Origin of the sequence: Bacillus mycoides (assembly GCF_001757995.1) — a bacterium.
Taxonomy (GTDB): domain Bacteria; phylum Bacillota; class Bacilli; order Bacillales; family Bacillaceae_G; genus Bacillus_A; species Bacillus_A mycoides_B.
This window is the reverse complement of the sequence record NZ_LXLV01000035.1, coordinates 122565-140671: the sequence shown is the minus strand read 5'-3', so window position 1 is coordinate 140671 and position 18107 is coordinate 122565. Positions and strand designations below refer to the sequence as shown.

At 32.8% G+C, this 18107-nt stretch carries 19 protein-coding genes and 1 pseudogene; 16 read left to right on the top strand and 4 right to left on the bottom strand.

All coding sequences use genetic code 11. The annotated features are described in order from the left end of the window. Positions 1-51: 51 nt before the first annotated feature. On the bottom strand, positions 52-468 hold the full coding sequence (locus BWGOE10_RS13740; RefSeq protein WP_070143422.1) for a hypothetical protein: 417 nt from the start codon (positions 466-468) through the stop codon (positions 52-54). Between the two features lie 121 nt (positions 469-589). Between BWGOE10_RS13740 and BWGOE10_RS13735 the strand changes: the two genes are divergently transcribed. The 14 genes and pseudogenes from BWGOE10_RS13735 (at position 590) to dltD (ending at position 14676) form a co-directional block, all read left to right on the top strand. Continuing rightward, a complete protein-coding gene (locus tag BWGOE10_RS13735; RefSeq protein WP_070143420.1) occupies positions 590-1237 on the top strand; it encodes a response regulator transcription factor in 648 nt (215 codons plus the stop codon). Continuing rightward, positions 1230-2606: a sensor histidine kinase gene (locus BWGOE10_RS13730; RefSeq protein ID WP_070143418.1), complete on the top strand. Its 1377-nt coding sequence runs from the start codon at positions 1230-1232 to the stop codon at positions 2604-2606. The genes BWGOE10_RS13735 and BWGOE10_RS13730 overlap by 8 nt, the downstream gene beginning before the upstream one ends. A gap of 136 nt (positions 2607-2742) precedes the next feature. Beyond that, positions 2743-4539 (top strand): Xaa-Pro dipeptidyl-peptidase, encoded by a 1797-nt coding sequence (locus BWGOE10_RS13725; protein WP_070143416.1) that lies wholly within the window; start codon positions 2743-2745, stop codon positions 4537-4539. Positions 4540-4768: 229 nt separating this feature from the next. After that, a complete protein-coding gene (locus BWGOE10_RS13720) occupies positions 4769-5530 on the top strand; it encodes a class I SAM-dependent methyltransferase (RefSeq protein ID WP_070143415.1) in 762 nt (253 codons plus the stop codon). A 112-nt stretch (positions 5531-5642) separates the two neighbouring features. After that, positions 5643-6203 (top strand): AAA family ATPase, encoded by a 561-nt coding sequence (locus tag BWGOE10_RS13715; RefSeq protein WP_070143413.1) that lies wholly within the window; start codon positions 5643-5645, stop codon positions 6201-6203. A 144-nt stretch (positions 6204-6347) separates the two neighbouring features. Beyond that, positions 6348-6614 carry a hypothetical protein gene (locus tag BWGOE10_RS13710; protein WP_070143411.1) on the top strand — a complete coding sequence of 89 codons (267 nt, stop codon included), beginning with the start codon at positions 6348-6350 and terminating at the stop codon, positions 6612-6614. Between the two features lie 529 nt (positions 6615-7143). Beyond that, a pseudogene (locus BWGOE10_RS30040) lies at positions 7144-7282 on the top strand (invasion protein); the annotation flags it as partial. 169 nt (positions 7283-7451) lie between these two features. After that, entirely contained in the window at positions 7452-7682 is a 231-nt protein-coding gene (locus tag BWGOE10_RS13705; protein WP_000789035.1) for a hypothetical protein, read from the top strand. A 657-nt stretch (positions 7683-8339) separates the two neighbouring features. Next, complete coding sequence (locus BWGOE10_RS13700) at positions 8340-8696, top strand: FtsB family cell division protein (RefSeq protein ID WP_070143409.1); 357 nt, start codon at positions 8340-8342, stop codon at positions 8694-8696. Between the two features lie 279 nt (positions 8697-8975). Next, positions 8976-9302, top strand: coding sequence for a DUF3870 domain-containing protein (locus BWGOE10_RS13695; protein ID WP_070143408.1), 327 nt, complete (start codon positions 8976-8978; stop codon positions 9300-9302). A 110-nt stretch (positions 9303-9412) separates the two neighbouring features. Further along, on the top strand, positions 9413-10474 hold the full coding sequence (locus tag BWGOE10_RS13690; RefSeq protein WP_171903112.1) for a dipeptide epimerase: 1062 nt from the start codon (positions 9413-9415) through the stop codon (positions 10472-10474). A gap of 39 nt (positions 10475-10513) precedes the next feature. Further along, positions 10514-11515 carry a C40 family peptidase gene (locus BWGOE10_RS13685; RefSeq protein WP_070143405.1) on the top strand — a complete coding sequence of 334 codons (1002 nt, stop codon included), beginning with the start codon at positions 10514-10516 and terminating at the stop codon, positions 11513-11515. Positions 11516-11535: 20 nt separating this feature from the next. Next, positions 11536-13158 carry a peptide ABC transporter substrate-binding protein gene (locus BWGOE10_RS13680; protein WP_070143403.1) on the top strand — a complete coding sequence of 541 codons (1623 nt, stop codon included), beginning with the start codon at positions 11536-11538 and terminating at the stop codon, positions 13156-13158. A gap of 336 nt (positions 13159-13494) precedes the next feature. Then, complete coding sequence (dltD, locus tag BWGOE10_RS13675) at positions 13495-14676, top strand: D-alanyl-lipoteichoic acid biosynthesis protein DltD (RefSeq protein ID WP_070143401.1); 1182 nt, start codon at positions 13495-13497, stop codon at positions 14674-14676. A 41-nt stretch (positions 14677-14717) separates the two neighbouring features. Here the strand turns inward: dltD and BWGOE10_RS13670 are convergent, their stop codons facing one another. After that, positions 14718-14942 carry a hypothetical protein gene (locus BWGOE10_RS13670; protein ID WP_002032598.1) on the bottom strand — a complete coding sequence of 75 codons (225 nt, stop codon included), beginning with the start codon at positions 14940-14942 and terminating at the stop codon, positions 14718-14720. Between the two features lie 144 nt (positions 14943-15086). On the opposite strand from BWGOE10_RS13670, the gene BWGOE10_RS13665 reads away from it, so the two are divergent. Next, positions 15087-15554, top strand: coding sequence for a DinB family protein (locus tag BWGOE10_RS13665; protein ID WP_070143400.1), 468 nt, complete (start codon positions 15087-15089; stop codon positions 15552-15554). 57 nt (positions 15555-15611) lie between these two features. Here BWGOE10_RS13665 and BWGOE10_RS13660 read toward each other — a convergent pair whose 3' ends face one another. Further along, a complete protein-coding gene (locus BWGOE10_RS13660; protein ID WP_070143398.1) occupies positions 15612-16217 on the bottom strand; it encodes a DedA family protein in 606 nt (201 codons plus the stop codon). A gap of 308 nt (positions 16218-16525) precedes the next feature. On the opposite strand from BWGOE10_RS13660, the gene BWGOE10_RS13655 reads away from it, so the two are divergent. Continuing rightward, positions 16526-17035: a GrpB family protein gene (locus BWGOE10_RS13655; RefSeq protein ID WP_070143721.1), complete on the top strand. Its 510-nt coding sequence runs from the start codon at positions 16526-16528 to the stop codon at positions 17033-17035. Positions 17036-17161: 126 nt separating this feature from the next. On the opposite strand, the gene BWGOE10_RS13650 is transcribed toward BWGOE10_RS13655, so the two are convergent. Further along, positions 17162-17926, bottom strand: coding sequence for a DUF1836 domain-containing protein (locus BWGOE10_RS13650; protein ID WP_000447223.1), 765 nt, complete (start codon positions 17924-17926; stop codon positions 17162-17164). Between the last annotated feature and the right edge of the window lie 181 nt (positions 17927-18107).

Genomic DNA, 18107 nt, shown 5'->3' with positions numbered 1-18107 from the left:
TAATAAAGAAAGATCCCGCGAATGGTATTCCTGGGATCTTTCTTTACGTAATTATAATTTAACTTTCATTTGTTTCAATAACCCCTGCGGATTCCCTTTTACATAATAAAAATGTGGATTATTCTCATCATCGTAAAGCATAATATAAGGCTTTTCATTAAGTGGAAGAAGGATGAGTACTTCATCAATTGTTGTATGTAACCATTGATTTGTAATAGAAACAGATTTAGATAAAGGGATTTTTATCATATGTCCATCTTTCGGAACGACATTTAAGTTTTTGAATGGACCGGTAATTGATTTTGCAAATTGAACTGCTTCTTTTTGAATGGCCCGATCTAAAGATTGTTTTTGGACTACCATTTCTTTTTTGCAATCAAATACTTCAATTTGTTTATTTGTATTTGCGAACGCATTTGTTGATAATAAAAAGAAAAGCAGAGTAATGACTCCTATTTTTTTGAACATAAAATAACACCTCACACTTACTATACCCTCAAATGTTGTAAATATTTTTCTGTCACATTCATGTAACAAAGAAGTTGTATGATAAAATTGATATTTGTTTATAGGTAATGGAGGAAATGTAATGAAAGTATTAATCGCAGACGATGAACAAGATATGCTGAAAATTTTAAAAGCGTATTTTGAAAAAGAAGGCTTCGAAGTTTTATTAGCGAAAGATGGAGAGGAAGCACTTCAAATATTTTATGATGAGAAAATTGACTTAGCTATTTTAGACTGGATGATGCCGAAAAGTAATGGTATTTCCGTCTGTCAGGAAATAAAAAAGAATTCGAGTGTAAAAGTATTAATGCTTACTGCGAAAAGTGAAAGTGAAGATGAATTAGCAGCTCTTCAAAGCGGGGCAGATGAGTATGTGAAAAAACCATTTCACCCAGGAGTGCTAATCACGCGAGCGAAAAATCTTGTACAGCATGATGATATTATTCAAGTTCAAGATTTGAAAATAGATTTCACCAAAAATAAAGTATATAAAAACGAGAAAGAATTAGATATTACAAAGACAGAATTACAATTAATAAAATGTTTTTTAAATCATAAAGGAACGATTTTAACGCGGAAAAAGTTGTTAGATATCGTTTGGGGATTTGATTATTTTGGGGAAGAGCGAACGGTTGATACGCATGTAAGAAGGTTGCGTAAAAAAATAGGAGAAAATATTATAAAGACACATCGTGGTTTAGGATACAGTTTGGAGGAAGAGTGTGAATAAGCTCGGTAAAAAGTTATTTTTCAGCATCTCTTTAACAGTCATCCTTATTTTTGCCATCTCTTTATTATTAATTAACTATTTTTTACCAAAATATAATGTGCACAAAACACGTGAAAGCTTAGAAGGCATTACAGCGCAAATACAGTCGATACCGCGTGAAGAACTGGATGGTGCTATAAATCGCATTGAAAATGAAGGTAATGTTACGATTGCGTATACATCAATAAATAGTTCAGAAGATGCTATTAATGAAGAATTACGCATGCAACTTACAAAAAAGAGAGTTGCACTAAACAAACTTTGGATTACAAAAGAAGAAATTACGAAAGTGAAGAACGTCGGGCAATCGAATAAAATATATGATCAAGAAAAGATAAAATCTAGTTTTTTTGCGAAATACATTGCGAAAGATGATATGTTAATTTTAGTAGGGGTTTCTATCGCACATTCAAATGAAGTGATAAAAACACTTAATTCATTTTATTTATATATTTTAGGCTTTTCGATCTTTGTTATTATCGTGCTCGTTTGGATTCTTTCAAAAACAATCACTACACCACTGAAAGAACTGAGTGATGTCGCAGAAGATATTTCACGTCTGAAATTTAAACGGACGAAAGTTAAAACGAATGATGAAATAGGTGATTTAGCAAATAGTATTAACATCATGAGTGATAAATTGTATGGAGCGCATCAAGATTTAACAAATCGAAATGAGCATTTAAAACGATTTATGGGCGATGTAACTCATGAATTAAAAACACCAATCGCATTAGTAAAAGCATATTCTATGGGAATAAAAGACGGTTTAGATGATGGCACATATGTTGATACAATCATTAAACAAACAGATCAAATTTCAAATTTAATTGAAGAGTTATTGCGATTTTCTAAACTAGAAAGAGATATTTTACAAAAAGAAGAATTCCCTATTGAACCACTAGTCCAAAGTATAATAGATAAGCATAAAATTGAACTGGAGTCGAAAGAAATCAATTTGCAAGTGAACTATAATGCTGGTGATACGATTGTTTATGCTGATTTAAATAAAATGAGAATGGTCTTTCAAAATTTAATCTCTAATGCGATAAAATATACAACGAATCAAAATATAAAAATCACATTAGAAGAGAAAAATGACAATGTGTATTTTCAAATTCAAAATGGTATTGCTGCTGAGGGAATTAAAGAGATAGATAAAATTTGGGAGCCTTTTTACGTATTAGAATCTTCTCGTAGTAAAGAAAAATCAGGTACTGGATTAGGACTAGCGATTGTAAAAAGTATTTTAGAAAGGCATGGATTTGAATACGGGGTTTCGGTAGTAGATGGGGAAATACAATTTTATATGTATATAGATAGGAACTAATTGTTATTAGTTCCTTTTCTTGTATATAAAAAGATTTGATAGTTCTACAAATTTCTCAACTTTTTTATAAATATAAACTGAATTTTCTGTATTTTTGATGTATAGTAAGAGAGGGAAGAGCTGGGGAGGGAAGTACATGGAGAAAAAGAAATTAGCAATTACATTATCGACTATATTATCTTTAACAATTACTTCAGGAGTTTCTAGTATGACTGCACATGCAGAAAATAAAGAAGGGATCTCCGCAAAGGAGAATAATGTTAAGTTAAATGGTCAAGTTTCAGAATCTTTAATGTCAAACACGAAAATTGATTTAGAAAATGGGATGACGAAACCGATTTACTCGCTTGATGAAGCAATTATTGAAAATTTATTTGTAGAGACAGAAGTTGATAGTGATCGAGATGGTAAAAAAGATCGTGTATCAATAAAGGTTATGCGTCCAAAGACAGAAGGAAATGTAAAAGTACCTGTTATATATGAAATGAGTCCATATCGTTCTGGATTGAAAGATGTGCCTGTTTATAATGTTGATGAAGAATTGTATGCGTATGAAGGAAAACCGTATGGGGCAGTTAATCTTGGGTCGTATGGTAATTATTATGTTCCGAGAGGATATGCAGTTATTTTAGGCGAAAGTATCGGAACTGGAAAATCAGATGGATGTCCGACAACTGGAGATGAACAAGAAATACTAGGGACGAAGTCTGTCATTGATTGGGTGAATGGGCGTGCAAAAGCATATACAGAGGATGGTAAGGAAGTAAATGCAAATTGGTCTACGGGCAATGTAGGGATGACAGGAGTTTCTTATAATGGTACGTTACCAAATGCTGTCGCAACGACTGGAGTTGAGGGGTTAAAAACAATTATCCCAATCGCAGCGATTAGTAGTTGGTATGATTATTATCGTGCAAATGGTGCGGTTATTGCGCCGGGTGGTTATCAAGGAGAAGATACAGATAATATGGCTGAAGCAGTACTAACAAGAAAGAACCCAGAAGTTTGCGGTCAGATCATTAAAGAACTAACAGCTGGACAAGATCGTAAAACAGGCGATTATAACGACTTTTGGGATAAACGTAACTATGTAAAAGATGTTAAGAATGTGAAGGCTAGTGTGTTTGTTGTTCACGGGTTAAATGATTGGAATGTAAAAACGAAGCAGTTTTCTCAGTGGTGGGAAGCTCTTGGTGAAAATAATGTTCCGCGTAAAATGTGGTTGCATCAAGGCGGGCACGGCGGAACATCAAGTAATAACTGGCAACAAACGCAAAATAAATGGTTCGATTATTGGTTATATGGAATTGAAAATGGAATTATGACTGAACCGATGGTAGATGTACAGCGTGAAAATAAATCGTGGCAAAAAATAAAAAATTGGCCAGATCCAGCGGCTGTACCATCAAAAGTCCGTATGTATTTAAGTAATAAAGCAGTCAATCTACCATTAAGTATGGGATCAATAAACAATGTTTTCTCATTAGTAGATGATGCTAAAATAAAGTCAAATCAACTAGTAGAAAACCCTGAGTTAGAAATAGCGAATCGATTAGTATATACAATGCCTGTACTGCAAAAAGATATGCGAATAAGTGGTACGCCTAAGATATCAATAATAGGAAATATTGATCGATCTGTTTCAAATTTAACAGCTTTACTCGTTGATTACGGCGGAGCAAAGCCTGAAATTGTAACGAGAGGTTGGATGGATCCGCAAAACTTAAATAGTATAGAAAATTCAACAGCGATTCAACCTGGTAAAGATTATACATTTACATGGGACATGCAGCCAGATGATTACGTATTTAAAGCAGGGCATCAAATAGGAGTCGTATTAATCGCAAGTGACTACGATTATACAATTAGACCGAAAGCAGGGACAAAGTTAACGGTGAAATTGAGTGAATTGACATTACCGATTGTGAAGTAAATGGTTTATGATGAAGAGCTTACAATAGTAAGCTCTTTTATTTATAGTCAGAATTTTTGATTTTAATATTTCCAATCGGAAGGGAATATTATACAATGTAAATATATTACATGGAAAGTGAGTGATAAATTATGACAGTCAGCTCTTTCGAATTTTCATTAAAATTTGAGGTACGGAAAGATTAAGTAAATTAAAATCTTCCGTACACATAAAACGGAGGAGAAAATAAATGTTTAGTTTTTATAGTACACTTTGTACAGAACTTTATGATTACACAAAACCTGTCGGTTATTCTTTGAATGGTGATATTGAATATTATCAAGATCGTTTAAACAGTTGTAAAGGAAGAATTCTCGAAGCAGCAGTAGGATCAGGGCGTGTCATTATACGACTTCTTGAAGCTGGTTTTAAAGTTGATGGGATAGATTATTCACCTGAAATGCTAGATTCTTGCCGGAAGCGTTGTAAAGAAAGAAGTTTAAATCCTAATTTATATCAAGGAAGCTTACAACAATTTTCACTGCCACATAAATATGAGGCAATTATCATTCCTACTGGATCCTTTTGTTTAATTGAAAATCGTGATGATTCTATAAACGCTTTGAAATGTTTTTATGAACATCTTAATCCAGGCGGGCGTTTAATTGTAGACCTTGGACTTCCGTATGACTGGAAGACGGGTGAGATTCATACATCTACTTTTTCTCTACCAAGCGGGGACGGAATTACATTAGAAAATAAATCAATTGAAATAGATTGGCTTAACCAAGTAACTGTATCATATTTAAAATATGAAAAATGGAGTAAAGGACAGCTAGTACAAACTGAACTACAACGTTTTGCAATGCGGTGGTATGGAATGGAAGAGTTTAGACTCCTTTTAGAAAGTATAGGTTTCTCTAACATTACTTGCTCTGCTGACTATGTTTATGAAAAAGCACCGTCAAATGCAGACCAAATTATTACTTTTGAAGCTGTGCGAAACGAATAATATAGGAACTATTCATGAAAATAAGGCAATCGACACAACATCGACTGCCTTATTTTCAATTTCAGGATGTGTTTTATTTAATTGTTTATAGAGAAAAATCGGAGGAAAACAAATGAAATTCATCTTAATATTTGGCCCACAAGCAGTTGGAAAAATGACAGTTGGACAAGAATTAGCGAAACTAACCGATTTGAAAATTTTTCATAATCACATGACCATTGATTTAGTAAGTCCATTTTTTGATTACAGTACAAAGGAAGCAAAAAGATTAGTAAGTTTGTTTCGTAATGAAATATTTGAAGAAGTGTCTAAAAGTGATTTATATGGAATGATTTTTACATATGTATGGGCATTTGACCTTCAATCGGATTGGGATTACATACACCATGTAGTAAGTATTTTTGAATCAAAAGGTGCAGCAGTATATTTTGTAGAGCTTGAAGCAGAATTAGATGAAAGATTAGATCGGAATAAAAGTCCACATAGATTAGAGCATAAACCGAAAAAAAGAGATATTGAATGGTCCGAAAAAAATTTAAAAGAAACGATGAAAAAACATAGATTAAACTCTCTTCGTGGTGAAATTGAAAAAGAAGAGTATATAAAAATTAATAATACTCATTTGAGTGCTAAAGAAGTAGCAGTAATGATTAAGGAGAAATTTCGATTATAAAATACTTAAATGCTGTTACGTTTTCATTGTCCAAGCACTTTCTTAATAAACACATATACTATTTATATTAAGGACGGTCACTAATTTATTGAGAAACCGTCATTTATATATAAATGACAACTTCAGAAGGAAGGTAAGAAGAATTTGGAAAACGAACAGCCAGGAAGAATTGAAAATCAAGTGTATTCTAATCGAGTATTAAGATCAGAATTTGATGAAAATTGGGCAACTTGTATTTCGAAAAGTGGATATGTAATATATACGGCTACAAGTGACAATGCGGAAGTAGTAGTTTTACTTTCTGATGGTTCAAGAAAATTATTAATCTTTGAAAAAGGCGGTAAAGTAATAGTAGGCGGTGGTGGAACAAGCCATTATAGTAAACCACATATTGCAAGAGATGTTATATAAGCTTAAAAATGTTAATCAAAAAGACACTGGCAGCCCCATAATTTTCAATTCTTATATATATATATATATCATGTAACGGAAAAAAGATAAAAAGATCTTTAATTATTAAAGGTCTTTTTTGTTTTATTCATACATAATTTCCATAGAGGTGAGCTAATTATGAAAAATGTTGGAGCATTCTATGTTCTTTCTGGAGTTCTTCTTTTTGGCCTTACATATATAACCACCGCAATTTACGGGAGTTCATGAGAAATTTGGGATAGACCACACGGAAAATTCTTTACTGCATTTTATGAAATTCATGGAACAACTTTATCGATAATTTCAATTTGTTTTATAATAGTAGGAATGTACTATATACATAAAAAATTGTAATAAAATATAATTATAACTACCTTTTAAGGCATAGATAAATTAGTATTTAAAATCTATACTCTATTAAATTACCTCAATACAAACAGTCAGCCTTGTATGAATTAGACATGAAAGGCTGACTGTTTGTATGTCTTGAAGGGATTTTACAGAAGAGAAGGATTGGGAGTTGCTTAAATATGGTTGTCAATATATTAGGATGGCCAGGCAATTTATGGGGAGAATGGACAGATAATAATACGAAATATAATAAAGGGCTAGAACAATCATATCAATTATATAAAAAAGAGAAGTAGATATATAAAAAGGCATTTTCAATTTGGGGAAATGTCTTTTTTATGTTATAGTATAATAGCGTTTGAATGGTATGTTATTTCGATATATCTTCAAATTTGTTATGTAGTATTTTTATATTAAATAACTACTAATATCATTTTTTTATATAAGGAGTAAGTAGTAGGGAATATGAAAAATATAGATTTTATACTAGAAAGTGATGAAACATTAAAACCGTCAGAACGATTAGTACTATTATTATTAGAGAAGCATAGAATGTTATATACGAACGATCTATTAGCTCTTTCAAATTTATCATATAAAACATTAACAGATTCACTAACAGCACTCGTTTTAAAGTCTTATGTTTTAAAGGATACAGGTAAGGGAAGAAGGCAGAATTGTTATAGATTAGTATGATAAGAGTACCGTAATAGACTCTTGCTACATATGTATTTTTCAAATGTAAGGATAAAACTCATTTTTGTTTTCAAATGATAAAAACTAACCAAGTTAACCGGTTTTTTATATGCACAAAGTTTCCAGCTATTAAGTTTATAATTCTATTTCATTTTTATAATACATAGTCGGTTTTAATAAAGAATGATGAAAATTAGAAATGATTATAAAAATGAAATTTAAAAAACAATCCATTTACTACGCGGATTGTTTTTTATTGGAATAACAAATAGTACAGATAATATTATTATGTAAACTATTTAATTAGGAAAGGAATAAGTAATTGCTAATAGAATTTATAAAGGAAATAAAATGTAATATTTTTATAAATGGAAATTTAATATGAAACAAATCATATAACATCGAGATGCAAAGGGGAAATTACCTGTGTGAAAATGTCTTCTACAATAGAGGAAAAAGAATAACATAAACTACTATTTTATAGCAGCATAAATAAAATTTCTCATTTTAAATACAGAGATGTCGTCGAACGTTATCTCTAATTGGTTAATTTGTGAGATTTTTTTGTGAAGGAGCTTATTTTATAAGAATAGAATTTAAGTTAGTAAGAGATCGTGCCTATGGTAGTGAAAAAATATGGGTTAGGGGGATTTGAAAATGAGGAAACTCAAAAGAGTAAATGTTCCTAATATACCAGAGCAACTATCACAGCCTAACGACAATCGAACTATAAATAAGAAGAAGTTAAGGCGTTTTATTTTCATGTTCATTTTTATCGCTGCGACTACTTTGTACGTTCAATATATTTTAACGAAACAACAAGAAGTAATTAATGGCAAAAAAAATACAATAACAAACCAAAAGAAACACTTAGTTTCTTTAAAGAAAGATCAAGGTTCTTTAAAGACTAACATCGAGAATTTAACGGATAATGAAGAAGAAATTTTAAAGTTTGCGAGAAAAGAGTATCAATTCTCTAAGTCAAACGAAACAATATTCGTACTACCGAAGTAATGTGATGAAACAGTTAGTTAACGCTAACTGTTTTTTGATGTATGAATGTTATGGTACGGGCAGTAATAGCATATTGTAGAAATGAGAAGGTTGAGCCATTTTTAATTGTTTTAAGAGATTTTCATAATTATGGAATATATGTCGAAATAAATATTGCTAAAATTCTGTCAATTGTATATAATACAAGATAAGCGGATACATTTTTTAATCAACGTTGAGTTAACAGCTTATACGTCTGTTAAGAAAACCGTTATCCTCGTATAAGAAAGGAAGATAGCTGTGTACGCTTCAAATACAATTTACATCGTAGGGGATGCGAAAGCACCTCAAAATAATCCCATTACCGAAAAGTACAAAAGTTATTTTGTAGCATTTGTACTTGAGAAGGATACAGGGGAAATTGTAGATGCAGATTGCTCAGCAACAATTGCATTAACATCTCAATTTGTTAAATATTTGTTTCTACATAAAAATATTAATGACCCAGCATTAGTAACAGAAATAAAAAATCGATATTTCGGTTCGTCTCAAAAGGCGCTACTTGTAGCGCTAAAGGATGCACAGAAAAAATATAATCAGATTGCTGCTTTGTCTACACATTCATAGACAAAATCCAGCCGTAAGAATCTTCTTATGGCTGGATTTTTTTGTTTCGCATTAACGGGCAGAATAAAGCCTCCCGTGGATTAAAGTATCACTCTATAAGCAACGAAAGGATGAACAAAATGAAAATTACCGATGTGAAGGTAAACCGCCGACATGTAAAGCTTCATACACCGTTTAAAACAGCGCTTCGTACTGTAACGGAAATCGAAAGTATAGATGTGTTTATTCATACAGATGAAGGAATTGTTGGAAAAGGAGCTGCTGCAGCAACGCCGGTTATTACAGGTGATTTTGCCAACGGGATCGAGGAAGCAATATTAGGACCAATTCGTTCTGTATTAGTTGAAAAAGATGTACTGCAATTTCAAACGTTATTGTTACACATTCAAATGAGTTGCATAGGAAATACAAGTGCGAAAGCGGCGGTAGATATGGCTTTATACGATGTGTATTGTCAATTTCACAACATACCGTTATACGCATTACTAGGTGGAAAGAAAGAGATTTATACTGATATTACAGTAAGTGTGGATGAACCTTTATTAATGGCAAAAGAAGCGAAAAAGCATATTGAAAAGGGATTCCAAACATTAAAAATTAAGGTGGGTAAAGAGGCACATTTAGATTTGGAACGCATAGAGGCAATTCGAAATGTAGTGCCAAAGAATACGACGTTACGTTTAGATGCAAATCAAGGATGGAAACCGAAAGAGGCTGTTTCTATTATTAGAGAAATGGAGAATAGAAATTTAAATATAGAATTTGTAGAACAACCAGTTCATGCGAAAGATTGGGAAGGATTAAAGTACGTGAAGGGCAATGTACAAACGCCTATTATGGCAGATGAAAGTATGTTTTCGGCAAGCGACGCATTAAAGATCGTCCAAGGAGGATATGCAGACCTACTTAATATTAAATTAATGAAATGCGGTGGAATTCGAGAAGCATGGAAAATTGCGGATATTGCGGAAGCAGCAGGTGTGAAATGTATGGTTGGAAGTATGATGGAATCTTCACTTTCAGTTAGCGCTGTTGCACATTTAGCTGCGGCTCATCCGAACATTCATTACTTTGATCTTGATGCACCGTTATGGTTAGTAGAAGAGCCAGAAGGGATGACTTACACTGGCCCAAAGGTAAACCTGCATTCTGCAGTGAATATAAAATCTTAGAAGTTGCGTCTAGTAAACTATTTTTCAAGGGGGATATGTATGAAAAAAATGGGGACTGCATTATTAACAACGTTATTTATTTTTTCATCTTTTACATCGGCAAATGCTGAAGAGAAGAAGGATAGTAAAGCATTTATAGATGTATCTGCTGCAACGCTTTGGACTGCGCCTGATTCATTACGACCAATTGATGCATCGAGCGCAACAAATCCAGTTGATTTATGGAAATGGACGAAATCAATGACGCTTGATGAGAAGTTATGGTTAACGAGTGCGAATAAATTAGAAACGCAAGCGCTACTAGGTCAAGAAGTAACAGTTATTGATAAGAAAGGTGATTGGGTGAAAGTAGTAGTCCACGGACAACCAACACCACGAAATGAAGAAGGTTACCCGGGATGGATGCCTGAAAAACAATTAACGTATAATCAAGAATTTGCAGATAAAACAGACCAACCTTTCGTATTAATAACGAAACCGACAGCTATTTTATATATTAATCCTTCTGAAAAACATAAATCCCTTGAAGTCAGCTATAATACGCGTTTACCGCTATTAAGTGAAGATACGATTTCATACCGCGTGTTGTTGCCAAATGGTCAAAAGGCATGGCTACGGAAAAATGATGGAACTGTTCACCGTTCTCAAAATGACATTCCTGCACCAACAGCTGATGATTTAATAAACACGGGTAAAATGTTTTTAGGATTACCATATATATGGGCTGGTACAAGTGGGTTTGGTTTTGATTGCTCTGGATTTACACATACGATTTATAAATCACATGGCATTACAATTCCTCGAGATTCAGGACCACAATCAAAAGCAGGAGTTGCGGTTGATAAAGAAAATCTTCAAAAAGGAGATTTAATATTCTTTGCATATAATCAAGGAAAAGGTAGTGTTCATCACGTTGGAATGTATATTGGTGATGGAAATATGATTCACTCTCCAAAGGCTGAAAGATCGGTAGAAATTATACCGCTAAATACACCAGGATATATAGAAGAATACGCTGGTGCTCGTCGTTACTTACCTTAAAAAAGATAGGGGGGGTTTATATGAAAAAGGTTGTTCGCTACTCATTAGTTAGTACTCTACTTATATCTTCATTTTTAGTAGGCTGTGCTAAAGAAAAAACAGCTACAAAGCCGAAAGATGAGAAGAAAGTATTACAGCTACTAGAAACGGGTGAAATTCCATCATTAAATTCAGGAAAAGTAACAGATGCGGTATCGTTTAACGTTTTAAATAATGTAATGGAAGGGCTGTTCCGTTTATCGAAAGATGATGAAGTGATTCAAGCGGGAGCACAAAAATATGAAGTGAGTAAAGATGGAAAGACATATACATTCCATTTGCGCGATGCGAAATGGTCTAACGGAGATCCAGTAACAGCACAAGATTACGTATATGCTTGGAAGCAACTGATTAATCCAGATACAGCCTCTCAATATGCATATATTGCGTACGATGTGAAAAATGCGGAAAAAATAAATAAGAAACAATTAGGATTAGAAGAATTAGGTGTGAAAGCAAAAGATGATAAAACGTTCGTTGTGGAATTAGAACATCCAGTACCGTATTTTACAAAACTACTTATTTTACCATCGTTCTATCCAATTAATGAAAAGTTTGCGAAAGAGCAAGGTGATAAATACGGGTTAGAGGCAAATAAAGCGGTGTATAATGGGCCGTTTACGTTGTCGGAGTGGAAGCACGAAGCAAGTTTTACAATGAAGAAAAATGATAAGTATTGGGATAAAAAAGAAGTGAAGTTAGATGAAGTAAACTATCAAATTGTTAAAGAAATTTCAACTGCGGTAAATTTATATGAGACAGATAAAGTTGATAGAGCTGTCATTTCAACAGAATTCGTAGATAAATATAAAAATAATAAAGAGCTGAAACAATATACAGATCCGGTTATGTATTTCTTCCGTTTCAATGAAAATGCGCCGATTCTTAAAAATAAAAATGCACGTCTTGCGCTAAGTACAGTGTTTGATAAAAAGGGCTTGGCGACATCATTTTTAAATGACGGATCAGTTGCTGCGAATTATTACGTACCAAAAGGATTTTTAAAAGGCCCAGATAAGAAAGATTTTAGAAGTACGGCAGGTGAGTTTAATAAGACTGATGTAAAACAAGCGAAAGAATATTGGGAAAAGGCGAAGCAAGAGACAGGCACAAATGAAGTGACGTTAGAACTATTAAACTATGACTTAGAGAACTTTAAAAAAGTAGGCGAATATATTAAAGAACAGCTTGAGAAAAACTTACCAGGGCTGAAAGTAAATGTGAAATTACAACCACATACTCAAAAACTAGCGTTAGAGAAGAAAAAAGAATACGAAATGTCGTTATCACGTTGGTTACCTGATTATCCAGATCCAATGACATACTTAGAGGTTTTCCTTTCGGGAAGTACCGTAAATAATACAGGATATGCAAATCCAGAATATGATGCGTTAATTAAAAAGATTAAAACAGAATTAGGTAATGATGAAAAAGCTCGTTGGAAGGCATTGCAAGATGCGGAAAAAATGCTCCTTGATGATGCAGTAATCGCACCGGTATTCCAGCGTGGATTATCTTACTTACAAAAACCATACGTGAAAGATTTATACGTACATCAATTTGGCCCAGGAACAAGCTTGAAATGGGCAGATGTACAAAAATAAAGTAATGGAGAAACAGACTTCACGCATGTGATAGTCTGTTTTTTCTTATAGCTTCAAATGAATTATAGACATTTCATATATTATTTCACTGTCTAAAAATAAAATTATCACATAAATTCCAGTGTGAAATTCATGTAGAATCTTGTATAATTAACGTGTTTCTTTGGAAACATTTTCTTGCGCTATTTGTATAGGACTTAATAGAACAAGGGAGAAAATACATACATGTATATAATAGAAAAATAGAATGGAACATGTATAGAGAAAAAGGAGAGAAAAGATGACGTGTCAAAAACAAGGGTTACAATTTAATAGTAATGGAAAGAGGAATATTTGATGAAGATGAAGCATGCTTTCGGACCAATTATTTTAGCCTGTATACTTTTTTTCATTGTATTGCTTATTCCATCTAAAAGTTTAGTATCGCTAATTAGTGATAAAAAGATAGAAGATGCGGCAACGTCCTTACAAAAAGAAAAACTACAAAGTGTTTTCTTACAGAAGAAAATGTTAGAGAATTCGCAGTATTTGCCAATGTACGGTTCATCTGAATTTTTACGAATGGATGCATACCATCCATCTAACTATTTCAAAGTAAATCCAGCAGGTTTTACACCATTTTTAATTGGGACTGGCGGTACGCAAAGTTTGGCTCATATTTTAAATATGACGTCTACAATGGATGAATTAGATGGTAAAAAAGTAGTGTTTGTTCTTTCACCACAGTGGTTTACTAAAAGTGGTGTACAGGAAGGGGATTTTACAAATAATTTCTCTAAGCAACAAGCATATCATTTTATCTTTAATGATGAAATAAATCCTGAAATGAAGAAGAAAATTGCGAAACGTTTACTAGATTATAAAGTGGTTCGTAAAGATGCGATATTAAGTAGCTCGTTAGAAAGTATTGTATATGACGATACAAAACATAACATAAAAGCTGGACTAGCTAAACCGCTAGCATATATGTACCGGAATATTTTAGATCATCGAGATTTATTTAATTCTCTATTTAAGATCGAACCGATGAAAGAGAAAACAAATACGGGACTACGTTCACTTACTTGGGAAGATGCACGAAAACACGCGGAACAAGAAGGTAAAGCGGGATCCACAACAAATACATTTGGAATTGAAAATCCATATTACTATAAACATAATTTAAAGAAAAAATTAAAAGGATTAAAAAACTTTAGAGCAAACGAAACGTATGATGATTCACCAGAATACGATGACTTACAAATTGTTTTAGATCTTTTCAAAGAAAAAAATGTAAAACCACTCTTTATTTCTGTACCTGTAAACGGACCGTGGTATGATTACACTGGCTTCCCGAAAGAACGCCGTGATGTGTATTATAATAAGGTTCGTGAGCAAGTCGAGAAAGCGGGATACCCAGTAGTCGATTTTTCTAGCCATGAATATGATAAGTATTTCTTAAAAGATACGATTCATTTGGGCTGGAAAGGCTGGATTTATTTCGATGAAGCAGTGCAGAAGTTTTACTCTGAGAAATAACAACTTAGAAACAGGAATGGCAATTAAGCCGTTCCTGTTTTTTAGTATAAAGGATTTTGGTGTGGGCAATTTGGAAAGGCGTGTATATCTTGAATTTGTCTAAAATCATAATGTTTCATTGCAAATTGAGCTTGGTAAAGGTATTCATAAACAAATAATTGATTATTTTGTACGCCGCATAAAACGCCGGATGTCCCTTGCCCATTAATGAGAGAAACACCCACAGGGCGTCCGATTAAGTATGGTACTTTTTGCTGCCAATGCATAGGGGAATCACTCCTTTTGAGTTACTATACGAATTTACAAATGAATTGTAACTTATCCACGTAAATCTTAAACTGGAGGGTTTTAATGAAATGTCTAGAAATCATTAATAAGAATGAATTATTAGTGTGGAAAAGGAGTGCATTATGGAGAAAGAAAGGATTCTGGAAGAAAAGTTAAATCTAATAGAATGGTGCCAAACATTGAATGGAATATCGGAGGATATATGGTTTCAACAATTTAAAAAAGGTTCATGGGCAATTGCGGATGTAATTTCACATTTTATCGTTTGGGATGAGTTTTTAATGAAGTATAGAATTCCATATTTTATAAGTGGACAATCTGTACCTAAAGTTCCAACAGATGTTGAGGAAATGAATAAGGGTGCAATAAAATATGCAAGGTCTGGTATTTCAAAAGAAGAACTGATAGATCAATTTAGCTTTACTCGTAAACAGTTAGTTGATCAAATCAATCAAATTTCTGCCCAGAATTTTAAAGATGATTACCAATTCGGCACGAAAAGAGTGAGATTAAACAATTATTTTTCATCACTCATTCAACATGATTTAAAACATAAAGAAGAAATAATACAATTTATAATATATAATTAAGCAGATAATAAAAACCGCTATAATTCTTAATGAATTTATAGCGGTTTTATTATAATCTTAAGCAAGATTTTTACGTTTTTTTGTCCACTTTTTTATTACGAAATATAAAATAATAAGAACAACCCCGCCAATAGCGAAAGATTTCACATACGGTCCAGCAATTTCATTAATATTCTCCCAGTTTTCACCTAGCTTTTCACCTAGATATATGAAAATGATAGACCAAGGGATTATCGCAAGTGCTGTTAATGTAGTGAAACGTAGTAATGGCATTTTTGTGATACCAGCAGGAATTGAAATCGCATGACGTACTACCGGAATGAAGCGCGCTGTGAAAATTACGCCAGTTCCGTAACGATTGAACCAATCTTCAGCAGCATCAATTTGTTTTTTATGAATGAAAATATACTTTCCGTAACGTTCTAATACAGGGCGACCACCGTATCGTCCAATCCAATAAACAAAAACTTGGGCAATAACGCCGCCAATTGTACCGAATATAACTGCGCCTACAAATGAGATACTTTCATTTGATACTAAGTATCCTGCATAGGCAAGGACAATCTCACTTGGGATAATCTCAATCATAAGTCCGAGCATTATGCCCCAATAACCTAATCCTTCAAAAAATGTTAATACTGAATGAATAAAACTACTTAACATTGTTGCACCTTCTAGTTCATGAATTTTTGAATATATGCCTCTTTATTTAATAATATAAAAGGTTCACTATATGTAGATTATACCTTATTTATATAGGAGATTGCTATTTCAAGACTTTTATGTCTCGTATATGTTTTATCGTAAAGGATATAAGCCCAGTTTTCATGAAGAGAGAATGAAAGGAGTATTAAAAATTCCTCATTTTGTATGTAGTAAAAATAGTGGGGATTTGTATGTTATACAATAAAGATGGAATGTTTAGAATTCAAGGCTGTAAAAAAGGGTTATATGAAGGAGGAGTTAATCGGATGTTAGGATTACCCCGTGGTGAAGTTTTTTTAGTTCCATGGACTGAGGAATGGGAAGTCGAATTTTTAAAAGAGAAACAGTTAATTGAAAACCAAATCGGAGAATATATTTTGGCAATACATCATATTGGAAGTACTTCTATTCCATACTTGAGTGCAAAACCTATTATTGATATCGCAATTGAATTAAAAAATTTTGAGAATGGTGTGAAATGTATTGCTAGGTTAGAGCATTTAAAATATAGGTATAGAAAAGATGTATTACCTGAAAGATATTATTTTAATAAAGGAGAGCCGAGAACACATCAAATTCATATGTATGAAAAGGGGAATAAATATTTAATTGAACAATTGTGTTTTAGAAACTACTTAATAAATAATAAAACTGCTCGGATTGAGTATGAGCAGTTAAAGATGAAATTGTCACAGGTTAACCCCAATAATAAACATAAATATGCTGATGATAAAACAGGCTTTGTTAAATCTATATTGGATAAAATAAACAATTGAAAAAGGAGGCTATGTGAAACTATTGGCATTTCTAAATTAAATAAATTTATTATATACATAGAAACATCGATATAATCGTATCTTTTATAATGACAAAAAGAGGGGCCATAATCTATGGCTCCTCTTTTACGGCTTCACATCTAAATTTTGTAAAAATAACGTTGCTGTCACATAACGTTTCGCTAGCATTTGTACATATGCGGTATGTACAGAGAGTGTAGCGATAATAATAGCGTTACGAATTGCTTCGCGTTGTTCGTTATTAATTTGATCGAACTTACTTGCGATTTTATCAGCCTTTTCTTTCACGATATTTTCGATCGTATGAATAGTATCTGTTGCATTTAGTTGTATGCAATTCCCTTGATTTAGTTCTTCAAATAAAGAGGAATAAGCTACATATAAATGAACAGGGTTAATTAAATCATCACTTCGATCGGCCGGGTCATTTACGATGAGTCGTAATAGTTTGCGAATAGATTCAAAATCAAGCGCTGTTTTTAAATCTTCGACAATGAATAGTAAGGCTGCCTGTTCGATTGAATATTTCTTCCCTTTTTGAGGGGAGCCAATCATTTCTTTTATATCTCGTTTCACCCAGTTTTGCATAGCAGTTACAGAGAAACTTGTGTTTTCAATCTGATTACCAAGCGCAACTATTTCATTTAAAGAAAAACCGACATCCGTATCATCGATTTTAATTAATTTTTCAAAAATAGGTGAAAGTGCGGTTGTAATAAAAGCTGTAACGCTTTGTCCGCTTTCAATATCTTTTTTATGTGACTTTGCCCAAGCTTCTTGTAAAATGCTAAGAGGCTTTTTCGGATTCCATCCTCTTAATGATAGAAGGAGCGTTGCCATTTCGTTTCGTGTGAGATGAAATGTTTCCATCTTTTCACCTCCAAAATTATAAAAAGTTCTTATGAACTTATAATATGTTTTGTTTCATTTAAAGTCAATTCCGTTTTTCTTAATTTTTCCTTTGTTATGGAATTATTGTCGTTAGTAAATAATACTTGCATATTTCGATAAAAGTTCATATAATGAGTTCATAAGAACCTTTAAAATGGTT